This window comes from Streptomyces sp. NPDC056224 (assembly GCF_042267665.1).
GTDB lineage: Bacteria > Actinomycetota > Actinomycetes > Streptomycetales > Streptomycetaceae > Streptomyces.
This window is the reverse complement of sequence record NZ_JBHJTK010000040.1, coordinates 17,112-43,669: the sequence shown is the minus strand read 5'-3', so window position 1 is coordinate 43,669 and position 26,558 is coordinate 17,112. Positions and strand designations below refer to the sequence as shown.

26 protein-coding genes are annotated in these 26,558 nt (G+C 72.2%); 13 read left to right on the top strand and 13 right to left on the bottom strand.

From position 1 onward, the window contains the following. The first annotated feature begins 197 nt into the window (after positions 1-197). The 4 genes from ACFCZ1_RS31175 to ACFCZ1_RS31160 are packed head-to-tail and all read left to right on the top strand — an operon-like array spanning position 198 to position 7,011. A complete protein-coding gene (locus tag ACFCZ1_RS31175; RefSeq protein ID WP_376681621.1) occupies positions 198-1,568 on the top strand; it encodes a glycosyltransferase in 1,371 nt (456 codons plus the stop codon). After that, positions 1,565-3,352: an ArnT family glycosyltransferase gene (locus tag ACFCZ1_RS31170; protein ID WP_376681620.1), complete on the top strand. Its 1,788-nt coding sequence runs from the start codon at positions 1,565-1,567 to the stop codon at positions 3,350-3,352. The genes ACFCZ1_RS31175 and ACFCZ1_RS31170 overlap by 4 nt, the downstream gene beginning before the upstream one ends. A gap of 6 nt (positions 3,353-3,358) precedes the next feature. Next, positions 3,359-4,570, top strand: a complete 1,212-nt coding sequence (locus ACFCZ1_RS31165) for a glycosyltransferase (protein WP_376681619.1) — start codon at positions 3,359-3,361, stop codon at positions 4,568-4,570. Between the two features lie 23 nt (positions 4,571-4,593). Next, positions 4,594-7,011 (top strand): galactose oxidase-like domain-containing protein, encoded by a 2,418-nt coding sequence (locus tag ACFCZ1_RS31160; protein ID WP_376681618.1) that lies wholly within the window; start codon positions 4,594-4,596, stop codon positions 7,009-7,011. 13 nt (positions 7,012-7,024) lie between these two features. Here the strand turns inward: ACFCZ1_RS31160 and ACFCZ1_RS31155 are convergent, their stop codons facing one another. Beyond that, a complete protein-coding gene (locus ACFCZ1_RS31155; RefSeq protein WP_376681617.1) occupies positions 7,025-7,690 on the bottom strand; it encodes a hemolysin III family protein in 666 nt (221 codons plus the stop codon). Positions 7,691-7,910: 220 nt separating this feature from the next. Between ACFCZ1_RS31155 and ACFCZ1_RS31150 the strand changes: the two genes are divergently transcribed. Next, positions 7,911-9,734 (top strand): phosphoenolpyruvate carboxykinase (GTP), encoded by a 1,824-nt coding sequence (locus tag ACFCZ1_RS31150; protein WP_376681616.1) that lies wholly within the window; start codon positions 7,911-7,913, stop codon positions 9,732-9,734. A 110-nt stretch (positions 9,735-9,844) separates the two neighbouring features. Here the strand turns inward: ACFCZ1_RS31150 and ACFCZ1_RS31145 are convergent, their stop codons facing one another. The 4 genes from ACFCZ1_RS31145 to ACFCZ1_RS31130 are packed head-to-tail and all read right to left on the bottom strand — an operon-like array spanning position 9,845 to position 14,385. Continuing rightward, complete coding sequence (locus ACFCZ1_RS31145) at positions 9,845-10,486, bottom strand: hypothetical protein (protein ID WP_376681615.1); 642 nt, start codon at positions 10,484-10,486, stop codon at positions 9,845-9,847. Then, positions 10,473-12,062, bottom strand: coding sequence for a substrate-binding domain-containing protein (locus tag ACFCZ1_RS31140; protein ID WP_376681642.1), 1,590 nt, complete (start codon positions 12,060-12,062; stop codon positions 10,473-10,475). The genes ACFCZ1_RS31145 and ACFCZ1_RS31140 overlap by 14 nt, the downstream gene beginning before the upstream one ends. Positions 12,063-12,088: 26 nt before the next feature. Next, positions 12,089-13,285 (bottom strand): toxic anion resistance protein, encoded by a 1,197-nt coding sequence (locus ACFCZ1_RS31135; RefSeq protein ID WP_376681614.1) that lies wholly within the window; start codon positions 13,283-13,285, stop codon positions 12,089-12,091. After that, entirely contained in the window at positions 13,282-14,385 is a 1,104-nt protein-coding gene (locus ACFCZ1_RS31130; RefSeq protein WP_376681613.1) for a hypothetical protein, read from the bottom strand. The genes ACFCZ1_RS31135 and ACFCZ1_RS31130 overlap by 4 nt, the downstream gene beginning before the upstream one ends. 143 nt (positions 14,386-14,528) lie before the next feature. On the opposite strand from ACFCZ1_RS31130, the gene ACFCZ1_RS31125 reads away from it, so the two are divergent. Then, a complete protein-coding gene (locus tag ACFCZ1_RS31125; protein ID WP_376681612.1) occupies positions 14,529-14,936 on the top strand; it encodes a hypothetical protein in 408 nt (135 codons plus the stop codon). A gap of 268 nt (positions 14,937-15,204) precedes the next feature. Here the strand turns inward: ACFCZ1_RS31125 and ACFCZ1_RS31120 are convergent, their stop codons facing one another. Then, a complete protein-coding gene (locus ACFCZ1_RS31120) occupies positions 15,205-15,603 on the bottom strand; it encodes a hypothetical protein (protein WP_376681611.1) in 399 nt (132 codons plus the stop codon). Positions 15,604-15,714: 111 nt separating this feature from the next. Then, entirely contained in the window at positions 15,715-16,926 is a 1,212-nt protein-coding gene (locus tag ACFCZ1_RS31115; protein ID WP_376681610.1) for a pyridoxal phosphate-dependent aminotransferase, read from the bottom strand. Positions 16,927-17,236: 310 nt separating this feature from the next. Between ACFCZ1_RS31115 and ACFCZ1_RS31110 the strand changes: the two genes are divergently transcribed. From ACFCZ1_RS31110 to ACFCZ1_RS31095, 4 genes are all read left to right on the top strand, one after another. Beyond that, on the top strand, positions 17,237-17,380 hold the full coding sequence (locus ACFCZ1_RS31110) for a hypothetical protein (RefSeq protein ID WP_376681609.1): 144 nt from the start codon (positions 17,237-17,239) through the stop codon (positions 17,378-17,380). 57 nt (positions 17,381-17,437) lie between these two features. Next, on the top strand, positions 17,438-17,671 hold the full coding sequence (locus ACFCZ1_RS31105) for a hypothetical protein (protein WP_376681608.1): 234 nt from the start codon (positions 17,438-17,440) through the stop codon (positions 17,669-17,671). A 198-nt stretch (positions 17,672-17,869) separates the two neighbouring features. Next, positions 17,870-18,346, top strand: a complete 477-nt coding sequence (locus ACFCZ1_RS31100) for a macro domain-containing protein (protein WP_376681607.1) — start codon at positions 17,870-17,872, stop codon at positions 18,344-18,346. Between the two features lie 19 nt (positions 18,347-18,365). Then, positions 18,366-18,917, top strand: a complete 552-nt coding sequence (locus ACFCZ1_RS31095) for a GNAT family N-acetyltransferase (protein WP_376681606.1) — start codon at positions 18,366-18,368, stop codon at positions 18,915-18,917. 331 nt (positions 18,918-19,248) lie between these two features. On the opposite strand, the gene ACFCZ1_RS31090 is transcribed toward ACFCZ1_RS31095, so the two are convergent. From ACFCZ1_RS31090 to ACFCZ1_RS31080, 3 genes are all read right to left on the bottom strand, one after another. Next, positions 19,249-19,764, bottom strand: a complete 516-nt coding sequence (locus tag ACFCZ1_RS31090; RefSeq protein WP_376681605.1) for an FBP domain-containing protein — start codon at positions 19,762-19,764, stop codon at positions 19,249-19,251. Between the two features lie 94 nt (positions 19,765-19,858). After that, the gene (locus ACFCZ1_RS31085) at positions 19,859-20,311 is read right to left on the bottom strand and encodes a nitroreductase/quinone reductase family protein (protein ID WP_376681604.1); all 453 of its coding nucleotides are present in this window, start codon (positions 20,309-20,311) and stop codon (positions 19,859-19,861) included. A 175-nt stretch (positions 20,312-20,486) separates the two neighbouring features. After that, entirely contained in the window at positions 20,487-20,672 is a 186-nt protein-coding gene (locus ACFCZ1_RS31080; protein WP_362047664.1) for a hypothetical protein, read from the bottom strand. Positions 20,673-20,827: 155 nt separating this feature from the next. On the opposite strand from ACFCZ1_RS31080, the gene ACFCZ1_RS31075 reads away from it, so the two are divergent. Then, positions 20,828-21,274 (top strand): hypothetical protein, encoded by a 447-nt coding sequence (locus tag ACFCZ1_RS31075; RefSeq protein ID WP_376681603.1) that lies wholly within the window; start codon positions 20,828-20,830, stop codon positions 21,272-21,274. 3 nt (positions 21,275-21,277) lie between these two features. Here the strand turns inward: ACFCZ1_RS31075 and ACFCZ1_RS31070 are convergent, their stop codons facing one another. From ACFCZ1_RS31070 to ACFCZ1_RS31060, 3 genes are read right to left on the bottom strand one after another with little or no spacing between them, the layout of a single operon-like run. Continuing rightward, positions 21,278-22,303 (bottom strand): YdcF family protein, encoded by a 1,026-nt coding sequence (locus ACFCZ1_RS31070; RefSeq protein ID WP_376681602.1) that lies wholly within the window; start codon positions 22,301-22,303, stop codon positions 21,278-21,280. Positions 22,304-22,320: 17 nt separating this feature from the next. After that, entirely contained in the window at positions 22,321-23,913 is a 1,593-nt protein-coding gene (locus tag ACFCZ1_RS31065; RefSeq protein ID WP_376681601.1) for an amidohydrolase family protein, read from the bottom strand. A 9-nt stretch (positions 23,914-23,922) separates the two neighbouring features. Beyond that, positions 23,923-25,212 carry an amino acid deaminase gene (locus ACFCZ1_RS31060; RefSeq protein WP_376681600.1) on the bottom strand — a complete coding sequence of 430 codons (1,290 nt, stop codon included), beginning with the start codon at positions 25,210-25,212 and terminating at the stop codon, positions 23,923-23,925. Positions 25,213-25,376: 164 nt separating this feature from the next. Here ACFCZ1_RS31060 and ACFCZ1_RS31055 point away from each other — a divergent pair, with 164 nt between their 5' ends. Next, positions 25,377-26,132, top strand: a complete 756-nt coding sequence (locus ACFCZ1_RS31055) for an IclR family transcriptional regulator (protein ID WP_376681599.1) — start codon at positions 25,377-25,379, stop codon at positions 26,130-26,132. Next, positions 26,129-26,539 carry a RidA family protein gene (locus ACFCZ1_RS31050; protein WP_376681598.1) on the top strand — a complete coding sequence of 137 codons (411 nt, stop codon included), beginning with the start codon at positions 26,129-26,131 and terminating at the stop codon, positions 26,537-26,539. The genes ACFCZ1_RS31055 and ACFCZ1_RS31050 overlap by 4 nt, the downstream gene beginning before the upstream one ends. Positions 26,540-26,558 lie beyond the last annotated feature (19 nt).

Below are 26,558 nucleotides of genomic sequence, written 5' to 3'. Positions count from 1 at the left end.
GGTTTTTTTTTTTTTTTCGGTTTGGGGGTTGATTTTTGCGGTTAAAATTCGGGGGTTTTGGGGGGGGGGGCCGGGGGGCCCCCCCGGGGGGGGGGGGGGGGGGGTGGGGGGGGGGGGGGGGGCGGGGGGGCCCGCCGTGAGCCTCCGGGGGTTTGACGAATCGCCGCCTGGGGTTGCGGCATGTCTGGGGGGACATTTTGTACACCTCTGTGTTCATTTCCGTGATTTCGCTTGCGCTCTTCGGGATAGCCGCCTTCACGCTCTGGTGGCAGATGCACGCCTGGCGGACGCCCGAGGTGCTCGCCTCCACCCGCTTCGACCGCCCCGACGGGGGCGACAGGCTGGCCTTCTCGCTGCTGCTGCCGGCCCGGCACGAGCAGGCGGTGCTGGAGCACACCATCGACCGGCTCCTGGAGTCGACCCACACCGACTACGAGATCATCGTGATCGTCGGCCACGACGACCCCGAGACCTCCGCCGTCGCGCTGCGGGCTGCCGCCAGGGAGCCGGCCCGGGTCCGGGTCGTCGTCGACCGCCACGAGACCAAGAACAAGCCGAAGGCCCTCAACACCGCCCTCCCGACCTGCCGGGGCGACATCGTCGGAGTCTTCGACGCCGAGGACCAGGTCCACCCCGAGCTGCTCTCCCACGTCGACCACGCCTTCCGCTCCACCGGCGCCGACGTGGTGCAGGGCGGGGTCCAGCTCATCAACTTCCACTCCAGCTGGTACAGCCTGCGCAACTGCCTGGAGTACTTCTTCTGGTTCCGCTCCCGGCTGCACCTGCACGCCGAGAAGGGCTTCATCCCGCTCGGCGGCAACACCGTCTTCGTGCGCACCGAGGTGCTGCGCGAGGCCGGCGGCTGGGATCCGAACTGCCTCGCCGAGGACTGCGACCTGGGCGTGCGGCTCTCGTCGGCCGGCAAGAAGGTGGTCGTCGCGTACGACTCCGACATGGTCACCCGCGAGGAGACGCCGGGCTCGCTGCTGAGCCTGCTCAAGCAGCGCACCCGCTGGAACCAGGGCTTCCTCCAGGTGTACCGGAAGAGGGACTGGCGGCAGCTGCCCGGCCGCGGCCAGCGCTGGCTGGCCCGCTACACGCTGATGACGCCCTTCATGCAGGCCGCGTCCGGCGTGATCATCCCGCTCAACTTCGCCGCCGCGGTCTTCCTCGACGTGCCGGTCGGCATCGCGATCATCACCTTCCTCCCCATGATCACGGCGATGGTGACGTTCGTCTTCGAGATCGTCGGCCTGCACGACTTCGGCAGGCAGTACGGACTGCCCGTCCGCTTCCCGCACTACCTCAAGCTCGTCGTCGGCGGCCCGTTCTACCAGGTGATGCTCGCCGGCGCCGCGATCCGCGCGGTCTGGCGCGAGCAGCGCGGGCAGGGCGAGTGGGAGCTGACCAGCCACACCGGCGCCCACCTCGGCGGGGCCGCGGCCTCCGCCGCGGCTCCTGCCGCCGCCTCCGCTGCTGCTGCCTCCGCCGTGCCCACGTACAGCGCGTCCACCCCGCCCGTCCCGCCCGTCTCGCACCCCGCGATCCGAGAGGACAGCCACCGGTGACCGCCACCCTGCCCACGGCCACTGATCCCCGGCCCGCCGCGACGACCGCCGCCGCCGCCGACGCGAGCGCGGCCGAGCCCCGCGTCCCCGCCCGGCGGGGCGGCCGCGGCGGGCCCGGAGCCGAGCCGCCCGCGCCGGCCCGCCCGCCCGTACGCTTCCGCTCCTCCCGCCCCGACCTGCTGCTCTGCGGGGCCCTGCTGCTGGTGATCGTCCTCGTCCAGGGCTGGAACATCACCGACTTCCCGGCCCTGAGCGACGACGAGGGCACCTACCTCGCCCAGGCGTGGGCCGTCCAGCAGGGCGAAGGCCTCGCCCACTACACGTACTGGTACGACCACCCCCCGCTCGGCTGGATCCAGGTCGCGGGACTGACGTACCTGCCCTCCCTCTTCGTACCCGAATCGATGACCGTCGCGACGATGCGGTTCTCGATGCTCGTCGTCGCCGCCGCCAGCGCGGTGCTGATCTACGTCCTCGCGCGCCGGCTGTGGCTGCCGCGCTGGGCCGCCGGCCTCGCGATGGGCCTCTTCGGGCTCTCACCGCTCTCCGTCGTGCTCCAGCGCGAGATCTTCCTCGACAACCTCGCGGTGATGTGGATCCTGCTCGCCTTCTGCCTCGCCGCGTCGCCCAGCCGTCACCTGTGGCACCACTTCGGGGCCGGACTGGCGGCCGCCACCGCCGTCCTGACCAAGGAGACGATGCTGGTGGTGCTCCCGGCGCTGCTGGTGACCATGTGGCGCCACAGTCACCGCGACACCCGCAAGTTCGCCGTCACCGGAGCCATCACCGCCTGCGTGCTGATAGGGCTGGCCTATCCGCTGTACGCGCTGCTCAACGGCGAGCTGCTGCCCGGATCGGGCCACGTCTCGCTCATCGACGGCATCACCTACCAGATGGGCCGCGAGGGCTCCGGCTTCATCCTCGACGCCGGCTCCGGCTCGAACGGCGTCCTCCGCTCCTGGCTCTACTACGACACCGTCCTGCCGCTCGGCGGGCTGGCCGGCGCCGTCCTGCTGCTCGCCACCCTGCTCGCCACCCTGCTCCCCCGAGCTCTCGGCTCCGTTCGAGCAGGGGGGAGCCACACGTCGGTCACCGCCCGCGCGCTCGCCGGTCCCGCGCTCGCCGCCGTCCTCCTCGCCCTCGTCGCGCTGCGGCCCTCCGGCTACCTCCCCGCGATGTACGTGATCCAGGCGCTGCCGTTCCTGGCCCTCGTCCTCGCGGGCGGCGCGGCCGGCGTCGCGCACGCCGTGCTGCGCCGCCGCCGGGCCCCGGGGGAGCGCAGGCGGTGGGTGTGCGCGCGCTGGGCGCTGCTCTGCGTACTCACCGCGTGCGCCGCGGCGTACGTCCTGCCGCGCTGGTACGACGGCAACCGCACCGCGCTCACGGCCGACGCGAACGCCCCGTACCGGCAGGCCGCGGCCTGGCTCGGCAGCGAGGTGGAGGATCCGGCGCGCACCAGGGTGCTGCTGGACGACGCGCTGTGGCTGGACGCCGTGCACCGCGGCTACGAACCCGGGCTCGGCGCGATCTGGTTCTACAAGGCCGACCTCGACCCCGCCGTCAGCAGGACCCTGCCGCGCGGCTGGCGGGACATCGACTACGTCGTCTCCTCGCCGACGGTGCGCCGCGACGCGGTGAACCTGCCGAACGTGAAGGCCGCGCTGGAGCATTCGACGGCGGTCGCCGTCTTCGGCTCGGGCGAGGACCGCATCGAGATACGCCGGACGGACCGCGCCGACCGCGCCGACGGAGCCGACCGCGCCGACCGTCAGAGTGGGAGCTGAGCCGCCATGAGCGAGGACCTGTGGTCCCCCCATGCCCCGGTCGACGCGGACCCCGCCGCCCCGCGGACGGTCACGGGCAGCGTCACCCTGATCATCCCGACCTTCAACGAATCCGGAAACATCGGCGAGTTGCTGCGCCGGCTCGGTGACGCGCTGCCCGAGCACCTGCCGTGTCAGGTGCTGTTCGTGGACGACTCCACGGACGACACCCCGGCCGTCATCGAGAAGGCCGCCGTGGAGTACCCCTTCCCGGTGGCCGTCCTGCACCGCGAGAGCGCCGACGGCGGCCTAGGCGGCGCGGTCGTCGAAGGGATCCGGCGGGCGGACACCGACTGGATCGTCGTCATGGACGCCGACCTCCAGCACCCGCCCCACCTGGTGCCCGAACTCGTCGGCGAGGGGATGCGCACCGGCGCCGACCTCGTCGTCGCCTCCCGCTACATCAGCGGCGGCAGCCGGGCCGGACTCGCCGGCGGCTACCGCATCGCCGTCTCGCGCGGCGCGACCTGGCTCACCAAGGGGCTCTTCCCGCGCGCCCTGCGCGGGATCAGCGACCCGATGAGCGGCTTCTTCGCCATGCGCCGCCCGGTGGTCACCGCGGACGCCCTGAAGCCGCTGGGCTACAAGATCCTGCTGGAGCTGGCGGTGCGCACCCGGCTGACGCCGGGAGGCGCCCCCGGCCGGCCGGTGAAGGTCGCCGAAGTGCCCTTCGTCTTCCAGGACCGCTTCGCGGGCGAGTCCAAGTCCACCGCCCGCGAGGGCATGCGGTTCCTCGTCCACCTCGCCTCGCTGCGCTCGGCCACCCCGCTCGCCCGGATGATCGGCTTCGGCCTCATCGGGCTCTCCGGCTTCGTCCCAAACCTGGCCGCGCTCTGGCTGCTCACGCACGCCGGGATGCACTACCTGCCGGCGGAGATCGTCGCCAACCAGGCAGGGGTGCTGTGGAACTTCGTCCTCATCGAGGCCCTGCTCTTCCGCGACCGCCGCCGTCACCGCCGCCGGGCGGACCGGGCGGGCCGTTTCGTGCTGCTCGCCAATGCCGATCTGCTGCTGCGGATCCCGCTGATCGCGGTGTTCGTCGCCAAGCTCGGCATGGCGGCGCTGCCGGCCACCGCCCTCGCGCTGGTCACCACCTTCGTCCTTCGGTACGCGGCCACCGAGGCCCTCGTCTACCTGCCGCGCACCTCGCGCACGGCGGGGCGTCACACCAGGAGCTGAGCCGCACAGAAGGGAACTTTTCGATGCGTCTGACGATCCGGCGGAGGGCAGGGCGGCGGGCCGCCCTGCTGGCCGTCGGGGCGATGACCGCGGGACTGCTGCTCACCGCACCGCAGCAGGCCACGGCCGGCCCGCCCAATCTGCTCACCAATCCAGGTTTCGAGACGGCCGGCGCGCCCGGCGCCGACATGCCGTCCTGCTGGTCCAGGTCCGGCTGGGGCGACAACGACTTCACCTTCGCCACCGTCGCCGACGCGCACAGCGGCACCAAGGCGATGAAGGTCTCCCTCACCCGCCGCGTGACCGGCGACCGCAAGGCGCTGGTCACCGAGAACGCCACCTGCGCCCCCACCGTCACGCCGGGCAGGCAGTACGACCTCTCCGCCTGGTACAAGTCGAACACCCCGGACGTCTCGGTGACGGTGTTCCGGCGGGAGGCCGCGACCGGGACCTGGCACTACTGGACCGACCTGCAGAACCCGCCGGTCAGTGCCGCCTGGGCGCGCACGGAGGTCCGTACGCCGGCGGTCCCGCCGGGCACCGACAAGATCGCGTGGGGCCTGTCGGTGTACGGGGTGGGCACGCTCACCACCGACGACTACGCCGTGGAGGAGGTGGGCGCGGCCGGCCCGCAGCCCGCCTGTTCGGGCACGGCGGAGGAGTGCGCCAAGGGCAGGTGGGAGGTGATCCCGGCCAAGAACCCGGTGCGTTCGATGCACGCCGTCGTGCTGAAGAACAGCAAGGTGCTGCTGATCGCGGGTTCGGGCAACGACATCGCCCAGTTCAACGCGGGCACCTTCACCTCGGCCGTCTACGACCCGGCGAACGGGTCGTTCAAGACGATTCCGACGCCGGTGGACATGTTCTGCTCGGGCCACGTGCAGCTGGCCGACGGCCGGGTGCTGGTGATGAGCGGCAACAAGGGCTATCCGTCGGCCGACGGCAGGATCGGCTACCAGGGGCTGAAGGACAGTTACGTCTTCGACCCGGCGACCGAGACGTACACGAGGACGAACGACATGAACGGCGGGCACTGGTACCCGTCGGCGACGGTCCTCGGCAACGGCGACGTGATCTCCTTCGGCGGCCTGAAGGAGAACTCCACGGGCAACGTGACCGCGGAGAGGTTCTCGGCGGCGCAGAACAAGTGGCTGCCGGTGAACGAGGTCAACCAGACCTGGTCGTACTGGGGCCTGTACCCGTCGATGATCCTCATGCAGGACGGGCGGCTCTTCTACTCGGGCAGCCACACGTTCGGCAACAACACCCCCGGCACCGGCTCCTCGGTCTACGACTACGACGCCAACACCGTCACCGACGTGCCCGGGCTGCGCAACAAGGACCAGCGTGACGAGTCGGCGAGCGTCCTGCTGCCTCCAGCGCAGGACCAGCGGGTCCTGACCATCGGCGGCGGCAACAACGAGACGAATCCGGCCGCGAACCGGATCACCGACATCATCGACCTGAAGAAGCCGAGCCCCGCCTACACGGCCGGCCCGGACCTCCCGCAGGGCCTGGTCGACACGGGTGCGGGCAAGCGGCCACAGACCGGGGCCGAGGGCAAGATGTACGTGTCGGCCGTGCTGCTGCCGGACGGCAAGGTGCTGGAGACCGGCGGCGGGCTGCACGACCGGGCGGACCCCGTCTTCGAGGCCTCGTTCTTCGACCCGGTGACCAACACCTACCAGGCGGGACTCGCCGCCGACCCGATCCCGCGGACCTACCACTCGGCGTCGTTCCTGATGCCCGACGGCCGGGTCATGTCGGTCGGCGACAACCCGGGCAACGGCACCTACAACCACAACGTGTCGATCTACACGCCGCCGTACCTCTTCAAGGGCCCGCGCCCGCAGATCACCTCGGTGATCGACACGCAGTGGGTGTACGGGGACACGCAGCGGATCACCGTCGACCGGCCCGTCGCCAAGGCGGAACTGATCCGTCCGGCGGCGGTCACCCACTCGTCGGACCCGAACCAGCGGTTCGTGGACCTGCCCATGACGGTCGACGGGAACACCGTCGACCTGGCCGTCACCAGCAACCCCAACCTGGCGCCGCCCGGCTGGTACATGCTCTTCGCGGTCGACGCGAACGGCGTCCCGTCGATCGCGACCTGGGTCCGCCTGGGCGGGGCCCCGGCGCTGGCGGCCGCCGAGGAGCAGCCCGCCGCGCACGAGCACGCCTTCGCGGACAGGCTGGGTCCCGCCAGGGACAACCCGGCCGAGCGGGACTCCGTCCCCGTCCCGCCGAGCGTGGCCGGCTGCGACCGCCACTACGGCACGGTCAGCCTGTGCGTACCGACCCGCTTCCCGGCGGAGGTGAAGGAGACGACGAAGGCCCGCTGCGACTGGCTGGCCGCCCACCGGTACCCGCAGCGCATGAAGGTCAACGGGAGCGATCCGCTGCGCCTGGACCCCGACCGTGACGGGTACGCCTGCTGACCGGCCGCGTCGGTCAGTGCGAGTACGCGGCGAGCGAGATGCCGACGTAGTGCGCGACGAAGGCCGCGAGGGTCAGTGAGTGGAAGACCTCGTGGAAGCCGAAGAAGCGTGGGGAGGGGTTGGGGCGCTTCATCCCGTAGATGACCCCTCCCACGCTGTACAGCAGGCCGCCGACGATCACCAGGACCAGGACGGCGATGCCGCCGGTGCGCATGAAGTCGGGCAGGAAGAAGACCGCGGCCCAGCCCATCGCGATGTAGCACGGGGTGTACAGCCAGCGCGGCGCGCCGACCCAGAAGACGCGGAAGGCGATGCCCGCGGCGGCGGCGAGCCACACCGCCCACAGCAGCGTCCGTCCCGTGGAGGGCGGGAGCAGCAGGACGGTCAGCGGGGTGTAGGTCCCCGCGATGATGAGGAAGATGTTGGCGTGGTCGAGCCGCCGCAGGATGGCCTCGCCGCGCGGTCCCCACGTACCGCGGTGGTAGACCGCGCTGACGCCGAAGAGCAGGCATGCCGTGAGGATGTACACCCCGCAGGCCACGCGTGCCCGGGTCGAGTCGGTGAAGGCCATCAGCACCAGCCCCGCGACCACCACGGCGGGGAACATTCCTAGGTGCAGCCAGCCGCGCATCAGCGGCTTGGCCTCCGGCTCCGGTGCGGCCGCGGCGTCAGAAGTCATGAGCGACATGCTACCTACGGGTCCGTAGGTTTCCCTCGGTGCTCTTTACGGAAGATTGACGGACGTGGCGATGCTCACGTGAGAGGCCCCCTGGACATATGCGCACATGCACCGGATGATCAGATGAGTGCGGTCGACACCGGATGAGCGGAGCGCGAAGCGTCCGGGTCGCAGCCCCCACGGGGCCTACACCAAACAAACCCCTCAACAAGGAGCAATCGTGGCGCGCGACAACGCGGCTCCCACTGTCCCGACGAACCACCAGGAGCTGATCTCCTGGGTGGACGAGATCGCTGCCCTGACCCAGCCGGACCGCATCGTCTGGTGCGACGGCTCCGAGGCCGAGTACGAGCGCCTGTGCGAGGAGCTCGTCGCCAAGGGAACGTTCAAGAAGCTCGACGAGACGAAGCGCCCGAACTCGTACTACGCCGCCTCCGACCCCTCCGACGTCGCGCGCGTCGAGGACCGGACCTTCATCTGCTCCGAGAAGGAGGAGGACGCGGGCCCGACCAACCACTGGAAGGCCCCGGCGGAGATGAAGGAGATCTTCGCGGGAGAGAAGGGCATCTTCCGCGGCTCCATGAAGGGCCGGACGATGTACGTCGTCCCCTTCTGCATGGGCCCCCTCGGCTCCGAGCTCTCCGCGATCGGCGTCGAGATCACCGACTCCGCCTACGTCGCGGTCGCCATGCGCACCATGACCCGCATGGGCAAGCCCGTCCTGGACGAGCTCGGCACCGACGGCTTCTTCGTCAAGGCCGTCCACACCCTCGGCGCTCCGCTCGCCGAGGGCGAGGCCGACGTCCCGTGGCCGTGCAACACCACCAAGTACATCTCGCACTTCCCCGAGACCCGCGAGATCTGGTCCTACGGATCCGGCTACGGCGGCAACGCCCTGCTCGGCAAGAAGTGCTACGCCCTGCGCATCGCCTCCGTCATGGCGCGTGACGAGGGCTGGCTCGCCGAGCACATGCTGATCCTCAAGCTCACCCCGCCGCAGGGTGAGGCCAAGTACGTCGCCGCCGCCTTCCCGTCCGCCTGCGGCAAGACCAACCTCGCCATGCTGGAGCCCACGATCTCCGGCTGGACGGTGGAGACCATCGGCGACGACATCGCCTGGATGCGCTTCGGCGAGGACGGCCGCCTCTACGCGATCAACCCCGAGGCCGGCTTCTTCGGCGTCGCCCCCGGCACCGGCGAGCACACCAACGCCAACGCCATGAAGACGATGTACGCGAACACCGTCTTCACCAACGTCGCGCTCACCCCCGACGGCGGCGACGTCTGGTGGGAGGGCATGACCGAGGAGGCGCCCGCCCACCTGATCGACTGGAAGGGCAACGACTGGACGCCGGAGTCCGAGACCCCGGCCGCCCACCCGAACGCCCGCTTCGCCGTCCCGGCCTCCCAGTGCCCGACGATCGCCCCCGAGTGGGAGGACCCCAAGGGCGTCCCGATCTCCGCGATCCTCTTCGGCGGCCGCCGCGCCTCCGCCGTGCCGCTGGTCACCGAGTCCTTCGACTGGAACCACGGCGTCTTCATCGGCTCGAACATCGCCTCCGAGAAGACCGCCGCCGCCGAGGGCAAGGTCGGCGAGCTGCGCCGCGACCCCTTCGCCATGCTGCCGTTCTGCGGCTACAACATGGGCGACTACATGGCCCACTGGGTCAAGGTGGCCGCGAACAAGGACCAGGCCAAGCTCCCGAAGATCTACTACGTGAACTGGTTCCGCAAGAACGACGCGGGCAAGTTCGTGTGGCCCGGCTTCGGCGAGAACAGCCGCGTCCTGAAGTGGATCGTCGGCCGCCTCGACGGCACCGCCGAGGGTGTCGAGACCCCCATCGGCATCCTGCCGACCAAGGACTCCCTCGACCTCGACGGCCTGGACCTCCCGGCCGAGGACCTCGACTTCCTCCTCACGGTCGACAAGGAGGTCTGGCGCGAGGAGGCCGCCCTGGTCCCCGAGCACCTGAACACCTACGGCGACCACACCCCCAAGGAGCTGTGGGACCAGTACCACGCGCTCGTGGAGCGCCTGGGCTGAGCCAGGACGCGCCCTGAAGAAGGGCCAATGAACGTGGGAGCCCCCGACCAAGCGGCGCCCACCGCTGTGGGAGCCCCCGACCAAGCGGCGCCCACCGCAGCACCGGCCTGTCAGGAGCGTCCGCGCTCCTCCAGATAGGTCGTGTGCGTCTGCTGACGGCCGGCCTCCACCCCGTGGAGGCCGGCCGTCACGCGTTCCGCCTCGTCGTACAGGACCACCAGCTGCCGCTCCAGGTGCCGCTCCGGCGACTCGGCGCCCGACGTCATCCGGGTCCACCAGCGCGTCCGGTTGTACGTGTCCACGCACTCCGGGACGTCCAGCCGGATCGCCCGCGACAGCGCGTGCACCCACTCCGGTTCGGCGGCCAGCGCGTCGGCCACCCACCCCGGATCCAGCAGCGCCGCGTACAGCTCCATCAGCTCGGCCAGCTTCCCGCCCGCCGCCGGCGGCAGGTCCACCTCGGCCAGGTACTCGCGCAGCCGCCCGAAGTCCTCCCGGACGACGCCCAGCTGCTCGGCGGCGTCCGGGTGGTGCGGCGGATCCACCCGCTCCGGCGGGGCGATGAGCGCGCCCGCCCCGTACAGCCCGGCGACCACCACCGGCCAGAACGACCCGCCCACACCGGCGAAGCCCAGGCCCAGACCGGCCAGCCCGCATGCGGAGCCGGCCAGGTTCTTCTTCGACTCCAGGTAACCGAGCAGCCTGGCCGCCGCGCCCGCCCCGCCTGCTCTGCCCGCTCTACTGGTAGCCACGGATCTCCTCGAAGGCTCCGTTCAGCGAACCGTTCCCGTCGGTGGCGTCGAAGAGCCGCCCGCCGGTCAGTTCGGTGATGTGGGTGAGCTCCTTGCGGTCCGAGTCCCCGAACAGCACCGCGAAGACCGGAGTGTGCTTCTGGCCCTCGGGCAGCGCGGCGTAGAAGGCGTCGAAGTGACCGGCCCCGACGCCCTCGGTGTTCTCGCCGTCCGTCATGAGCACGATCGAGGTGAACGCGTCCGTGCCGCCCTTGCCGAGCTGCTCGTACGCCGCCTCCAGGCTGCTGTAGACCGCCGTGCCTCCCTCCGGCCGCAAGGACTTCACGTCGCCCCGGATCGCATCCAGGGCCGGCCCCGGACTGCCGGGCTCGACCACGTGCGTCCGTACCTGCTTCACCCTGGACCCGAACGGCAGGAGCGTCACCTCCTCGCGGTCCCGGAACCGCTCCCCGGTCCCCGAACTCCCGCTGCCCGTGAGGTCCGTGAGTGCGGCCTTCAGCCGCCCGATGCGGTCGTCGTCGGCCATCGAACCCGAAGTGTCCAGCACGTACACCGTCCGCGAGGGCCGGCGCAGCTCGTTCTCGTACGAGGCCAGCAGCCCGTCGGCGACCGCGAGCGAGCCGGGGAACGGCAGCTCGCGCCGCACCGAAGCGCCCAGCCCGGGGGCCGGCGCCACCCCCGCCGCGACCGGCCGGCGGAAGGTCGCCCCGGTGATCGCCTGCTGCGCCTGTGCCCCGCGCAGGTACTCCGTCAGGGCCCGGCCCGACTCGCGCGCCCCGGCCGGGGCCGAGGTCAGCAGGGTCAGCGGGTAGTGCGCGGTGACCACGCCGTCACGCGGCCGGATCACCGTCAGCGGAGCCTTGGCGTCCCGGTTCATCGAGAGCAGCACCGACTCGTAGTTCACCAGCGCGTCCACGTCGGGGCGCTGGGCGTAGGCGGTGGCGAGCCAGCCGGAGGAGCCCGAGGTCAGCTTCTGCCCGGCGAAGAACTCCTTCAGCCGGGGCGCGGCCGCCTTCACGTCCGCGTCCGTCAGCGCCGCCTGCGCACCCGACAGGCCCGAGGCCACCGAGACCAGCGCGGAGAAGCCGGAGTTCGAGCGCACCGGATCGGTCATCCCGTACGTCAGCCTGCCTCCCGCGACCGCCTCGTGCACCGCCGACCAGGTGACCTCCTCCGGCTTCCAGCCGAGCCGGGCCAGCGACTCCGGCTTCACCCCGAGGGCGACGGGCGAGGACATCACCGGGACCTCGTTGGCGAGCTTCCCGGCGGCCTGCGGACGCAGCCGCAGATAGTCGTTCGAGGACAGCCAGACCGCGTCGTACCTTCCGTCGGCCTTCCCGGAGGCGATCTGCTCGGCGGCGTCGAGGGTCCCGGACCAGGTGAGGTTCACGGTGACCCCGGTGGCCTTCCTGGCCTGCTCCAGCACCGGCTGCATGTCGGCGAGCTCACTGGAGGCCAGCACCCGCAGGGTGCCCTCCTTGTAGGCGGTCGGCTTCGGGTCGTCGGGCCGGTCGGGCCCGTCGGAGGCGCAGCCGCTCGCGCCGGCCAGCGCGGCGAGGACCAGGCCCGCGATCATCCGGCCCCGCCGGTGCACGCGCCCCCTCACTGGGCACCGCCCTCGAGCACACCGGCGGTGCGCGTCCGCGCGAGGTACGCCGAGGCCGTCCGCAGCTCCCCGGTCAGGGACTCCACGGTCGCGGCCATGCTCTCGGTGGCCTGCACCTTGAAGGTGTCGATCGTGTCGAGCGTCCGGTAGATCTGCGCGAACGCCGTCCGCAGGGTCTCGGCGCCCACCGCCGGATCGGCCGCGATCCGCTGGATCTCGCCGCTCTGTGTGGACAGCATCTGCGCGTTGCCCCGGATCAGCTCCTCGGTGGTGCCGCGCAACGCGTTGACCTGCTCGGTCACCGTGCGCTGGTTGTCGAGGGCCGAGGCCAGCATCACGGCGATCCGCAGCGCGGACACCGTGGTGGTCGCGGCCCGGTCGACGCCCTTGATCAGTTCCTCGTTGTTGCGCCGGACCACGTCCATCGCCAGGTAGCCCTGCGCGCACACCGCCAGCTGCGTCAGCAGGTCCTGGTGCTTCTGCCGGACGGGGAAGAGGACGTCCGCGCGCATCGCGTCGGCCTGCTGCGGGTCGGTGTGCCCGGCCTCGGCGATCCGCTGCTCGACGGCGGTGTCCAGGGCCTCGGTGAGGACCGCGTACTCCTGGAGCTTGCCCATCGTCTCCCAGAGCCGTGAGCGCTCGGTGTGCAGGGCCGCGTTGTCGCGACGCAGTTCGTCCTGGCCGCCGCGCAGCGCCCCCACGATCTTGTTCAGGGTCGCCTGCGAGGAGGCGTACTTGGCCACGTGGTCGCGGAACCTGTTGCCGCCGGGCAGCTTCGCGAGCAGCTTGCCGACGCCCCTGGCGGGCGTGTCCCGCGGGTCGAGGTCCTCCACGGTGCGCCGCAGTTCGACGAGGGAGCCGGCCACCCGGGCCTGCGCGTCGCCGCCCCCGTCGGAGCCGAGCGAGCGCACCGCCCGCTCCAGCATCCGGTTGGACTGCTGGGCGGCCGTGCGGATGTCGGCCGAGCCCAGCCCGGCGATCTCGCCGAGGCGCTGAGCGAACTCGGGGGAGCGGGCGTCGATCCCGGCGAGCGCGGCGACGTACTCCCCGGCCCGGCGGGCCATCTCGTCGCGGACGCCGTCCTGGAGGGGGACGAGGCCGGCCGCCTGCTCCTTGCGGACGGGCGCGACGGGCTCGGGAGCGCTGAGGACGAGCGGGCCGTCGGCTGCGTCGGCGGTCGGTGTCAGTGTCACGGTGTGTCCCCCTGGCCCTTGGCGCGGGCGGCCAGCGCCATCAGGATCTTGACGGTGGGTGTGCCGACCTGGCGGATGCCGGTCAGTCCCGGGTTGAGGTACGCGGCGTGCGGCGCGGTGGCGGCGGTGAACTCGGGCACGCCGTCCTGCGGGCGGAACCCGTGGCGCAGGGCCAGCTCGCGCAGCTTCGGGTCGGTCGCGAGGAGGGTGCCGAGCCCCTTGGCCCTGTCGCTGAGCGGTACGAAGGTGTGCGCGGTGTTGACCGTGGTGTCCGGGTAGAGGACCACCATGTCGTCGACGTGCCCGCCTTCCTGCTTCTGCAGGAGCAAGGACGCCACCTGGGACTCGTAGACCAGGATGAGCGGTTCGCCGCTGCCGCTGATGAAGGCGCGGAAGGGGTCGTCGGTGCTCGGCGCCAGAGCGCCCTGGACGGAGATCAGCTTGCGCATCAGCGGTGCCGTGCGGGCGATCCCGGCGTCGTCGGAGACCACGTTGTTGCCGTTCGCCACGTTGGAGGCGGCGGCGAGGAAGAGGGCGCCGGAGTTGGAGGTGGCCGGGTCGGTGGTCTTGATGAACACGGTGCCGGTCAGCTCGGCGTGGGCGGAGGAGCCGGGCAGCTGCTGCCAGGTGCGGTCCTCGGCGGCGGCCTTGAGGAAGGGGCCCATGAGGAGGGTCCCGGTGTTCTTGCCGGTCGTCTTCGCCAGACCGTTGTCGGCCAGGACCTTGGCGGCGTTGGAACGGGCGATCACGACGAGCGGGGAGTAGAAGGGCTTGGTCTCCTGCGCGCCCTTGACCCCGGCCGCGGTTTCCACCTCCTTGGCGGGTTCACTGCTGCTGGGGAAGGCGAAGTCGAGCTCCTTGAGGGCGAGCTGGTCCATCGCCCAGGAGCCCGAGGTATCCGTGTCCACCGTGTAGTTCTTGGCGGCAAGGGCCTTGACGACGTCCGGGTCGCGGAAGAACTCGTACTTCTCCGAGCCGATGACGCCACGTACCACGGTCTTCGTTGCCGTGGGGTCTGGGTCGTGCCCCTGGAAGAAGGCGATGAAGAGCACGCCTCCGAGGAGGAGCACACCCAGGACGATTCCTAGGATGCGTCTCACGGGTGCAGCGTGCTCGCGGAAACCCACATTCCACGTCGAGTTGAATGAACGGCAGGTGTCCAGGCGGTCCCACTTCGAAATGCTGTGTGAACCCGCGGGTGCTGGTGGGAGGGGCGGCCGCCCGGGAGGATCTGCGCATGGGCGTGAGCGCGTTGAAGTGGCAGGGCTGGCTGGTCGGCCTGGTGACACTGGCCGGGCTGCTGGTGTTCGCCCCGCTGGGGCTGTACGTGTGGGCCAGCGGCGAGCCGCCCCGCGAGGTCGTGGAGGACGTGCGGGCCCGGGTGACCGGCTGTCGGATCGATCCGGCGAGCCGGCGCGTGGCGGCGACGGTGGAGGCGACGGGCGAGGGCTCGTACGTGGTCACGGTGGAGTTCCGCGACCGGGAACACGCCGAGCCGGGCGCGCGGGTCGCGCAGGCACTGGTGAAGATCCCGGGCCTGGCCCCCGGAACGCCGGAACGCGCCGAGGCGGTCGGCCCGGTGTGGCCTGTGGCGACGGTCCCGTGGTGCGGGGTCGCGGGCGTGGCCCTCACGGAGGCGCTGGAGCCCTGAGCGGCGCCCCTGAGCGGCGCCCCGAGCGGCGCCCTGAGCGGCGCCCTGCCGGGCCGGGCCGCGCCGCGGCATCTTCAGCCGCATCGGCGTTCGAGGCACGGGGTTGGGGGCGCGGGGTTCGGGGCGGAGCCCCGGTGGCGGCGCGCCCGGACCGCACGGGCGGGGGCGCCGCCGGAGGTGACCGGGCAGGGGCCGGGCTTCGGCCGCCGGGCTCCCCGCAGGGGTATGGCGCCCGGTCCGGAGCCTCCGCGGCCCCGGACCGGGGCCGTCAGAGGGCGCCGGCCAGGTCCGGGGACTTCAGGGCGGCGGCATGGGCGTCCATGCGCTCGGCGGCGAGGATCGCGACGGTGGTGTCGGCGCGGGACGCGGCGACGAGGAGCGCGCGGGCGGCGAGGTCGTGCGCGCGCTGGTGCAGGGCCGCGCCGTCCCCGGCGGGGTCCTGCTGCGGCGCGCGGGCAGGCTGGGCCCCCCGCAGCCGCGCGACCTGTGCGGCGATCCCGGCGGCCTCCTCGGCGAGCCCGAGCTCGTCGGTGACGGCGAGCAGGGCGGCGAGGTGCCCGGCGAGCTGGATGTCCAGCGCTTCGCCGCGGCTGCGGTGCGGATAGTCGGTCGTCGGGTTGCCGTCCACGCGGTGGACGACCGGCTTGGTGCGGATCGGCTCGTACATGAGGTGGCCTCCTGCGTGGTCAGGAGACCATCCTACATTGGATCCGTTCTAAAATTGAGCTCAATCCTGCTCTCCGGCCCGGGGGCGCAGGGGGTGTCCGCCGGACACCCCCTAGGGCTGGCTGTAACCGTCCAGGAAGTTCCCGATCCGCGTCACGGCATCGGCCAGGTCCACGGCGTTCGGCAGGGTCACGATCCGGAAGTGGTCGGGCTCGGGCCAGTTGAAGCCCGTACCGTGCACGACCATGATCTTCTCGGCCCGCAGCAGGTCCAGGACCATCTGCCGGTCGTCCTTGATCTTGTAGACGGAGGGGTCGAGCCTGGGGAAGGCGTACAGGGCGCCCTTCGGCTTCACGCAGGTGACGCCGGGGATCTGGGTGAGCAGGTCGTACGCGACGTTGCGCTGCTCCAGGATCCGCCCGCCCGGCAGGACCAGGTCCTCGATCGACTGCCGGCCGCCGAGCGCGGTGGCCACGGCGTGCTGCGACGGCATGTTCGCGCACAGGCGCATGTTCGCGAGGATCGTGAGGCCCTCGATGTACGAGGAGGCGTTCGCCTTCGGGCCGCAGACCGCCATCCAGCCGGCCCGGTAGCCGGCGACGCGGTAGTTCTTCGACAGCCCGTTGAAGGTCAGCGTCAGCAGGTCGGGCGCGATGGCGGCGGTGTTGGTGTGGGTCACGCCGTCGTAGAGGATCCGGTCGTAGATCTCGTCCGAGCAGACGATCAGGTTGTGGCGGCGGGCGATGTCCGTGAGCCCGCGCAGCATCTCGTCGTCGTAGACGGCGCCGGTCGGGTTGTTCGGGTTGATGATCACGATCGCGCGGGTGCGGTCGGTGACCTTGCGCTCGATGTCGGCGAGGTCCGGCATCCAGTCGGACTGCTCGTCGCAGCGGTAGTGCACGGCCGTGCCGCCGGCGAGCGAGACGGAGGCGGTCCAGAGCGGGTAGTCCGGCGCCGGGACCAGCACCTCGTCGCCGTCGTCGAGCAGCGCCTGCATCGACATCTGGATCAGCTCGGAGGCGCCGTTGCCGAGGTAGATGTCCTCGACGTCCAGCTCGATGCCCTTGGTCTGGTAGTGCTGCATGACCGCGCGGCGCGCGGAGAGCAGCCCCTTCGCGTCCCCGTACCCGTGGGCGCTGCCCAGGTTGCGGAGCATGTCCTCAAGGATCTCCGGCGGGCACTCGAAGCCGAAGGCCGCGGGGTTGCCGGTGTTGAGCTTGAGGATGCGATGACCTGCTGCTTCGAGCCGCATCGCCTCTTCGAGGACGGGGCCGCGGATCTCGTAGCAGACATTGGCGAGTTTCGTTGACTGGATCACCTGCATAACGGGAGCTTACGGGGCTCCCCGTGAGCCCGCTCCGGCATTTCAGCCGAATATGAAGGTGGATATGCCCCATTTCGCGCGATGGGTGGGTGGTGGTGCGCTCCGCCCTTGGAAACGGCGGCCGCGCCGCCGTTCCGGCCTGCGGAATGGGTGAGGGGTGGGGGGAGGTCGAGCGCGGGTGTTGCGCTCGTCACCCTTGCGGGTGACGCCCGCGGGTGAGCGTGCGGGCCGGGTACGGGCTGAGTACCGAGTACGGCGGCTGAGTACGCGCGCTCATGCGTGGGGCGGCGGCCGGGGAGAGGCTGGGGGCATGAGTCAGGGCGAGTGGAAGCCGACGGACCACCGCCTGGGCGTCGAACGGGTCGGCACGGTGATCGCGGCTGTGGCGGGCGGCCTCATGATCGCGGGGGCGGTCTTCATGGCGTTCCTGCTGCTGGTCCTGTACAGCCAGTGATGCCAGTGATGCCAGCGATGCCAGTGATACCAGCGATGCCGGTGAGGGTGAGAAGTAGTGGAGTTCGTAGTCGGTGACATGTCGATCAACACGGTCGGCACGGACGGTGACGACCGGGCGATCGAGTTCCTGGTGGCCCGGCGGGGGGACGCCGAGGAGGTGCACTTCGTGATCCACCGCGACCACGACCAGGGCTGGGAGGCCGCCCGCCTCACCGTCGACCCCCGCGCGGGCGGCGTCCCCGTGGCGGCGGTCGAGTGGGCGGTGGAGTTCGCCCGCGAGTACCTCTGAGGGGGTGCTTCGGGGGCGGGGCCTCGGCCGGTCGGGATCAGGGACGCGGGGCGGGGGCTTCGGGGCGGCCACCCGCCCGCCGTGGTCCCGCCTCCGCTTCCGCCCCCGATCCCGGCCGGTGGGCATTCCGCCCCCGAAGCCACCGCCCCGCGCTCCCACCCCCGCCCCGTTGTCAGTGGGCTCGCCTACCGTTTCGACATGAAGCCGCTGAGGATCATTGCCGGGGATGCCACGAGTCCGCAGGCCAAGGGACCCAAGATCATCGCCCATGTCTGCAACGACCTCGGGGGGTGGGGGAAGGGCTTCGTGCTGGCCGTTTCGAAGCGGTGGCCCGAGCCGGAGGCCGCGTTCCGGGCCTGGCACCGCGGGCGCAGCGGGAACGACTTCGGACTCGGGGCCGTGCAACTCGTCCGGGTGCAGCCCGACGTGTGGGTGGCCAACATGGTCGGCCAGCGCGGGATACGCACCGGGAGCGGGGGACCGCCGATCCGGTACGACGCCGTGGAGCGCTGCCTCGCCGCGCTGGCCGACCAGGCCGTCGAGCTGGGGGCCACCGTCCACATGCCGCGCATCGGCTGTGGGCTGGCCGGCGGCACGTGGACGCGTATCGAGCCGCTGATCACGGACGCGTTGTGCGCGCGTGGCGTGGCGGTGACCGTCTACGACCGGGGGTGAGCCGTGGCAGCATCGGCCCATGCGCTACCGATACGCCACCGAGGCCGACGCGCCGGACATGGCCGCGCTCTTCGCCGCCAACCACCATGACGCCCTGACGCCGGAGCAGCGCGCGCGGCAGGGCTTCGTCCAGGGCGCGTTCGACGTCGGCACGCTGAGCACCATGGCCGCGGCCGGGGAGCTCCTCGTCGCGGACGACGAGGGCCGGCTCGCCGGGCTGCTGGCCCTGTCGTCGGCCGAGGACATGCCCGCCCCGCCGCCCGCGGTCGCGGGCCTGCTCCGGGCCCAGGACGTGCTGGAGTGGGAGGGCCGTCCGCTGAGCGAGGTGAACTGGCTGCTCTACGGACCGGTCGTGGTCGACGCGGGATACCGGGGCCGCGGCGTGGCCCGGGCGCTGTTCACCATGGCCCTGGCGGCGGCATCGGGACGCGCGGACGTGGTGGTGGCCTTCATCGAGGCCGGGAACGTGCCTTCCTGGAAGGCGCACGTGGACGGCTTCGGCATGACCCCGCTCGGTGAGTACGCCGTAGGGGGACGCACGTACAGCGCCGTCGCCGCGGCGGCCTCCTAGGCCCTGTCGTCAAATCCTGTGCCAGTACGCGGCTTCGCCGCAATGACGGCAGGTCGCGGGAGAGCCCTCGCGGGGATCGGGCGACCGTGGCCGGCCGATGGTGACGAGGGCGTCCGCCAGTACGTTCGCGAGGAGGAACGGCCCGCTGTCCCGGCTCCGGTCCTGCTCGTGGGTGTGTGCCTGTGCGTGTGCGTGCACCTGTTCCCCCCTTCCGTCCTGTTGGTAGCGGAAGGGGGGCGGGTCGGGCGACCGGTTCGGCGATCAGTGACCCGAACGGGTCGTGACGGTGTCCGGGGCCGCGCCCCGGCGTGCCCGGGGCGCGGCCCGGGGCTCAGGCCGCCGTGACCCCCGCCGTGACCCTGGCCGCGAAGGCGTCCAGGTTGCCGGACATGCGCGCGAGGCGCTCGTCCAGGGTGAGGGACTCCTCGTACCGGCCGGCGCGCAGCTTCGGCTGCCGCTTGCCGCGTACGTACAGGGGGCAGGCGAGGTCCGCGCAGACGTAGATGCCCACGGTGTTGCCGTCACGGCCCCGGGCGCCTGCCAGCGGGGCGGCGAGCAGGGTGACACCGGAGGACGCGTGGCCGGTCAGGCAGATCTGGCAGAGGCTGGACTTCACCGCGCTGGTGCGGTTCACGGCGGGCACCCGCAGCGAGATGCCCACCGGGCCCTCGGACGTCGGCCGTACGAGATGGGCCCGCAGCGGCGCCCCCGGATCCACCCAGCCGAGGAAGTCCAGCTCCTCCCAGGGCAGTTCGGTGAAGTCGAGTGGCAGCCGCAGCCGCGCCGCCTCGCCCTTGGTGCAGTTCACGAAGGAGGAGCGGATCTGTTTCTCGGTGAGTGGTTCCACGGGCGTCGACCCTACGGCGGACCCGACCGGACCCGCACCCCAATAGTCCGCCCCTGCGGCCGGCTGCGGGGGGCCGGTCCGCAGGAACCATTCCTCAGCGCTGCAGGATGACCAGCGGGATCTCGCGCGGCCAGGCGGACACCTGGTCGTCCTCGTACGGCGGCCACAGGCCGGTCATCATGTCCCAGTACGTGTCCCGTTCCGTCGGCGTGGCCGTGCGTGCCGTCGCCCCGAAGGCGGCGGCGCCGACCTGGACACGGATCTCCGGGTGGACGGTGAGGTTCTCGTACCAGGCGGGGTGGTGCGGGGCGCCGTAGCCCGAGGCCAGGACGATGAGGCGGGCCGTGTCCCGGTCCTCGCCGTAGATCAGCGGGGTGCGGACGGTGCGGCCGGTGGTGCGGCCGACCGTGGTGAGCAGCAGGGTGGGCACCCCGTGCCACAGGTGGCCGTCCGCGCCCGCCGAGGTCACGTACGCGCGCACGTGGTCGAGCTGCGGGCCGGGCCCGGGGTCCGTGGGGTGGTCCCAGTCGATGTCGAGAGCGTGCATTCACCAGTCCTTAGGGTCGTGGCCCCCGGACGGCTAACGAGCATTCACCGGCTCTGGATGCGGTCCGGTGCGGCCGTGCCCCGCCCCGTCCCCGGATACGGCCCCGTCTCCGGATACGGCCCCGGCCCCGGGGGGCGACCCCGGGCCGGGGCGTCAGCAGCGTGCGTACGGAGCGCTACGGCAGGTAGCGCTCGATGACCTGCGGGCCCTCCTTCTCGATCAGCTTGCGCGCCTTCTCGACCCGCTCCGGAGTCGGGTCGTGGCCGGTCGCCATCACGAGGTCCTCGGGGTCGTACGGCCGCTCCCCGCCCGTGAAGAGCCGGTCCGACCGTGTCGGCTGCTGGTCCGATTCACTGTCCATCGCGTACCTCCTCCGGTTCCCCCTGGCCCCCATCCTCCGGCGGCGGCCCCATGAACGCACGTCGGCCGGGACGAGCCGCCCGTCGCGGTGCCTTCGCGGTGCCTTCGCGGTGCCTTCGCGGTGCCTTGTGGATCACGCCGCGTACCCTCGGCTCCGTGCCCCGCCATCCGAAGAAGCCCCGCAGGCTGGTCGCCGACGGACGCGAGTACCTGTGGACACTGCGCCACGGCCACCGCGTGCTGGACAGCGGCCGGTCCGCGGACTGCCGCGAGACCCTCACGCTGTACCCGCAGCCGGCCGGCACCGACGGGCCGCTGCGCATCGTCTTCGCCGACGGCCCGGGCCGGTACGTGCCGGGCGGGGCCCCGCTGGGCTCCGGAGACGTGGGCTTCATCCGCGGCGCGGACCTGAACCTGCACGAGCCGGGCGCCGTCCGGGCCCTGCTCGACGTGGCGCTGGCCCGCGGGTGGCGGCCGGGGGAGCGGCGAGCGGTGGAGCTCGACGGCTGGACCCTGCTGGAGGAGGCGGCCGCCGCGCGGGCCGGCGGCGCCGCGGCCGGGGACGCCGGGGACGCCGGGGGAGCCGGCCCCGCGGGCCCGTAGCGGTCAGCCGCCGACGGCCGCCAGCGCCCCGACGGCCGCCAGTGCCCCCGCGGCGACCAGTACGCCGCAGATCCCCAGGTTCACGGCCCTGTGCTCCCAGAACACCGCGATGAACTCGCGGATCGTGGCGGTCGGCCAGAAGTACCGGGCCGTGGGCGAGCCCAGCACCTGCCCGTTGACACCGGCCTTGCGGGCCATCATCGCGGCCCGGAAGGCGTGGAAGTCGTTGGTGACCACCACGCACCGGTAGCCCGGGTCGTCCTCCAGCATGATGGCGCGGCTGAACCGCATGTTCTCCTCGGTCGTCCGGGAGCGGTCCTCCAGCGTGACGTGCCCGGCCGGCACGCCCTGCGCGATCAGCCAGTCCGCCATCGCGCGGGCCTCGGAGACCTTCTCGTCCGAGCCCTTGCCGCCCGAGACGAGCAGCACCGGCGGCCTGCCGCCCCGGGCCAGCTGGGCGTCGTAGATCTGCTGTCCCTTGCGCAGCCGCGAGGCCAGCAGCGGCGGCACCCGGTCCCCGCCGATCAGGCCCGAGCCGAGCATGACCACGTGGTCGACGTCGCCGCGCACCTTGATCCGCCCGTAGAGGAAGGCGTAGCCGAGGAAGCACAGGAAGACGAACGAGACGTACGCGACGACCGCGACGAGGGTCGCCACGATGCCCGCGAGGACCACGGAGCGGGACAGGCCGGCGACGAACAGCAGGGCGATCACCCCGAAGATCCCCAGGCCCGCGAGCAGCGACAGCAGGTTGGGCAGGCGGGTGCCCTCCTTGCGGACCATGGTCATGCCGTTGGCGACGAGGAAGAGGCCGATCGCCACCAGGCCGAGCGTGGGCACGGCGAGGACCACCAGCAGGACGGCGGTGGCCAGCCAGCCCGGCAGCGCCTTCACCTGGAGGAGCAGGCCGAAGGAGAGGAAGAGGAGGGTCAGGCCGAGGAGTACGGCGTTGCGGAACCGGCGGCGGTCGTTGCGGGCACTGAGGCAGAAGGCGAGGAAGAGCAGGGCGGCAAGGACGAGGGGGACCATGCCTTTTATCGTAATTGTCACCCGGGAGGCCGAACGGGGGCGCGACGCGCGGACCTTACCGACCGTCCCGCCAGGACGTCGGTGCGCCGTCCGTCCCGCATGACGAAGCGTCCGTCGATCAGGACGTGCGGAATGCCGGTGGGCAGGGCGCGCGGGTTCTCGTACGTGGATCCGGCCGCGACCGTGTCCGGGTCGAAGAGGACCAGGTCGGCGCGGTGGCCGACGCGGACCAGGCCCCGGTCGGGCAGGCGCAGCCGGGCCGCCGGGCGGCCGGAGAGGTGCGCGACGCACTCCTCCAGGGAGAGCACACCGAGTTCGCGGACGTAGCGGCCGAGGTAGTGCGGGAAGGTGCCGTAGGCGCGCGGGTGCGGCTTCGCGCCCTGCAGGATCCCGTCGGAGCCGCCGGTGTGGACGCGGTGGCGCATGACCGCCCGGACGTTCTCCTCGTGGCCGACGTGCTGGAGGATCGTCGGCGCGAGCCGGTCGCCGAGCAGCAGCCGCCGGGCGGTCTCCCAGCCGTCGACGCGCGTGCCGACGTACCGGCCGTACGCGGGATCGGTGACGCCCGAGATCTCGATCGTCGGCCAGTCGACGGGCACTCCGTGGCAGCCGTCCGCGCCCTCGGTCTCCAGCGCGTACCGGATCCGCTCGGCGGTGGCGTCGTCGCGCAGCCGGGCCAGGACGGCCTGCGGGCCGCCCTCGTTCGCCCAACTGGGCAGCAGGGCGACGAGGGTGGTGCAGCCGGGGGTGTACGGGTAGCTGTCCAGGGTGATGTCGCAGCCCTCGGCCAGGGCCGCGTCGAGCAGGGCCAGCAGCTCGGGGGCCCGGCCCCGGTTCTCGCCGAAGTTCATGGTGGCGTGCGCGAGGTGCAGGGCGCAGCCGGCCTCCCGGGTCAGCTCGATCACCTCGGCGTAGGCGGCGAGTGCGCCGCGGCCGTACGAGCGGTGGTGGGGGCAGTAGTAGCCGCCGTACCCGGCCACCACGCGGCACAGCTCGGTCAGTTCGGCGCGGGAGGCGTACATGCCGGGGGTGTAGGTCAGGCCGGACGACATGCCGACGGCGCCCTGGGCGAGGCCCTCGGCGACCAGCTGCCGCATCCGGTCCAGCTGCCCCGGCGTCGCGGGCCGGTCCTCCCAGCCGACGGCGTACGCGCGGACCGTGCCCTGGGGGACGAGGTAGGCGGCGTTGACGGCGCAGCCCTGCCCGCCGTGGGCCCGGTCCAGGCGGTCGAGGTACTCGCCGACCGTGCGCCAGTCGAAGTCGATGTCGTCCCCGCCGCCGTTCCAGCCCGCGATGGCGGCCCGCACCCCGCCCAGGGTGCGCTCGTCGGCGGGCGCGTACGACAGGCCGTCCTGGCCGAGGACTTCGAGGGTCACGCCCTGCGCGGCCTTCGCGCTGTGATCCGGGTCGCGGAGCAGCGCGAGGTCGCTGTGGGCGTGCATGTCGACGAAGCCGGGGGCGAGGGCCAGCCCGTGCGCGTCGAGGGTCAGGCGGCCCCCGGGGAGCGATCCGATCCCGGCGATCCGGCCCTCGTGCACGCCGACGTCGGCGGTGTACGAGGGCCCGCCCGTGCCGTCGACGACGCGGGCCCCGCGGATGACCAGGTCCACGGCCGGGGCTTAGAAGAAGGTGCGCACGTAGTCGCCGACCGTGCCGTCCGACTCCACCACCGGGATCAGCGGCCACTTCTCGAAGATCGTGCAGGGGTGGGCCATGCCGAGGGAGACCCAGTCGCCGACCTCCAGCGCGGTGGCGTCGGCGTCCGTCTCGATCCAGGCGTGCTGGTCGGACAGCTTGGACACGCGGATGCCGGACGCGGCGCGCTCGACGCCGTCGCGGGCGCTGCGCACGGTGAGCACCTCGGGCAGGCCCAGGTCGTACGCGATGTCGCGCTTGCCGGCGTTGACGAAGGCCTGGGCGGGGGTGGGGCGGGAGACGACCTGGGTCCACAGCCGGAAGGCGGGGAGCAGGCCGCCCTCCTCGGGGAGGCGGTTGAAGGGGGTCAGGCCCGAGTACCAGCCGTGGTCGTGGGAGACGTACGCCCCGGAGCGCAGCAGCGGCAGGACGGGCAGCGACAGCTCCGGGATCTCGGCGAAGACCTCGGCGACGGCGTCGAACCACTCGCTGCCGCCGGCGCTGACGATGACCTCGTCCAGGCCGGTGCCGGTGAAGCGGCCCCGCTTGTCGAGATCGGCGGCGAGCGCGGTGAGCCGGCGCAGCCAGGCGCGGACGCTGTCGGCGTCGGCGCCCGGCATGGTGGCCTCGTATCCGGCCACACCGGCCAGGCGCAGGCTGGGGGACGCGGCGACGGCGTCGGCGACGGCCTGGCATTCGGCGTCGGTGCGCAGCCCGGTGCGCCCCTCGGCCCCGGCGCCGAGTTCGAGGACGACGTCGACGGTGGCGGCGCCGTGGTCGTGCAGGGCGGCGTCCATGAGCTCGACCCCGCGGACCGAGTCGACGTAGCAGACGAACCGGAAGCCGGGGTCGGCGGCGAGCTCGTCGGCCACCCAGCGCAGGGCGGGCGCGTCGACGAGCTCGTTGGCCAGGAAGATTCGCCGGATGCCGAAGGCCCGGCAGACGCGGGCCTGGTGGGGCATGGCGACGGTGATGCCCCACGCGCCGTGGTCCAGCTGCCGCTGGAAGAGCTGCGGGGCCATGCAGGTCTTGCCGTGCGGCGCGAAGGCGAGGGAGTGGCGGGCGGCGTACGTGCCCAGGGCGGTGAGGTTGTGCTCCAGCGCGTCCGCGTCGAGGGTCAGGACGGGGGTGGTGAATCCGCCGGTGTACAGGGGGCGGCGCTCGGCGGCCAGCCGGCCGACGGTGAGGCCGGCGGCCTGGGCGTCCGGCGGGAGACCCTTGAACCGGTGGTCGACCGGTTCGTCGGCGAGGTCCTTGACGGGGTCGCTGGCCATGCGGGTACCTCCGGGATTGCATTGTGTGCAACGGTCGTTGCGTATGCCGCTGCACGCTGTCTAACATCCCGGGTGACGACGGGTCAACGTGCGGCGCCCCTGCCGGGGCGGAGCCCGGGGCGCCGGGGCGCCGGTGGCGCAGTGACCGTACGAGAGGACGAGGGATGAGCCAGTCCGTGGAACGGGCCCTCGCGGTGCTGCCGTTGCTCGCCCGGGGCCCGGCCGGCCTCGGCCGGGTCGCCGACGAGCTCGGCGTGCACAAGAGCACCGCGCTGCGCCTGCTGCGCACCCTGCACGAGCGCGGGTTCGTGTACCGGCAGCCCGACGGCCGCTACCGGCTCGGCGCGCAGCTGTTCGCGCTCGCCGCCGAGGCCGTCGAGAACCTCGACGTCCGGGAGATCGCGCACCCGCACCTCGTCGAGCTGAACAAGGCCACCGGGCACACCGTCCACCTCGCCCTCCTCCAGGACGACGAAGTCGTGTACATCGACAAGGTCGACAGCCGCTACCCGGTCCGCATGTACTCCCGCATCGGCAAGCCCGTGCCCCTCACCGTCGCCGCCGTCGCCAAACTGCTCCTCGCCGACCTCCCCGAGCCCGAGCGCAGGAGCCTCGCCGGGCGCATCGAGTACCCGCGGTACACCGCGCGCTCCACCCCGGACGCCGCCGCCTTCCTGCGCGAGCTCGACCTCGTGCGCAGCCAGGGCTGGGCCACCGACCTCGGGGGTCACGAGGAGTCCCTCAACTGCCTGGGCGCGCCCGTGTACGGGCCCGGCGGGCGGGTCGCCGCCGCGCTGTCGGTCTCCGCGCCCAGCGTGGTGGTCGCCGCGGAGGGACTGCTCGAACTGCTGCCACTGGTACTCCGCACCGCGGACGCCGTCAGCCAGGACTACTCGGGAACCCAGGAGGCCACCCCGTGACCGACAAGACCGCCATCACCCCGGACACCCACACCACCCCGCCCGCGAGGTTCTCGCACGGGGTGCGCAAGGGGAACATCCTCCAGGTCGCCGGCCAGGTCGGCTTCCTGCCGCACGCCGACGGGCAGCCGCCCACCCCCGCGGGGCCGACGCTGCGCGAGCAGACCCTCCAGACGCTGGAGAACGTCCGTTCCGTACTGGAGGCCGGCGGCGCGGGCTGGGACGACGTGATGATGATCCGCGTCTACCTGACGGACACCGGCCACTTCGGCGAGATGAACGAGATCTACGACGCCTACTTCGAGGAGCGGGGCCTGAAGGAGGCCCCCGCCGCCCGCACCACCGTGTACGTCGGGCTGCCGGCCGGGCTGCTCGTCGAGATCGACGCGCTCGCGGTGCTCGGCTGAGACGCCGCAGGGGCGCCCC

Coding starts and splice junctions, on each gene's coding strand:
- ACFCZ1_RS31165 (WP_376681619.1), top strand. CDS start 3,359: ATGAGCGAGGACCTGTGGTCCCCCCATGCCCCGGTCGACGCGGACCCC.
- ACFCZ1_RS31160 (WP_376681618.1), top strand. CDS start 4,594: ATGCGTCTGACGATCCGGCGGAGGGCAGGGCGGCGGGCCGCCCTGCTG.
- ACFCZ1_RS31155 (WP_376681617.1), bottom strand. CDS start 7,690: ATGACTTCTGACGCCGCGGCCGCACCGGAGCCGGAGGCCAAGCCGCTG.
- ACFCZ1_RS31140 (WP_376681642.1), bottom strand. CDS start 12,062: ATGATCGCGGGCCTGGTCCTCGCCGCGCTGGCCGGCGCGAGCGGCTGC.
- ACFCZ1_RS31120 (WP_376681611.1), bottom strand. CDS start 15,603: ATGTACGAGCCGATCCGCACCAAGCCGGTCGTCCACCGCGTGGACGGC.
- ACFCZ1_RS31115 (WP_376681610.1), bottom strand. CDS start 16,926: ATGCAGGTGATCCAGTCAACGAAACTCGCCAATGTCTGCTACGAGATC.
- ACFCZ1_RS31110 (WP_376681609.1), top strand. CDS start 17,237: ATGAGTCAGGGCGAGTGGAAGCCGACGGACCACCGCCTGGGCGTCGAA.
- ACFCZ1_RS31100 (WP_376681607.1), top strand. CDS start 17,870: ATGAAGCCGCTGAGGATCATTGCCGGGGATGCCACGAGTCCGCAGGCC.
- ACFCZ1_RS31095 (WP_376681606.1), top strand. CDS start 18,366: ATGCGCTACCGATACGCCACCGAGGCCGACGCGCCGGACATGGCCGCG.
- ACFCZ1_RS31085 (WP_376681604.1), bottom strand. CDS start 20,311: ATGCACGCTCTCGACATCGACTGGGACCACCCCACGGACCCCGGGCCC.
- ACFCZ1_RS31080 (WP_362047664.1), bottom strand. CDS start 20,672: ATGGACAGTGAATCGGACCAGCAGCCGACACGGTCGGACCGGCTCTTC.
- ACFCZ1_RS31070 (WP_376681602.1), bottom strand. CDS start 22,303: ATGGTCCCCCTCGTCCTTGCCGCCCTGCTCTTCCTCGCCTTCTGCCTC.
- ACFCZ1_RS31060 (WP_376681600.1), bottom strand. CDS start 25,212: ATGGCCAGCGACCCCGTCAAGGACCTCGCCGACGAACCGGTCGACCAC.
- ACFCZ1_RS31055 (WP_376681599.1), top strand. CDS start 25,377: ATGAGCCAGTCCGTGGAACGGGCCCTCGCGGTGCTGCCGTTGCTCGCC.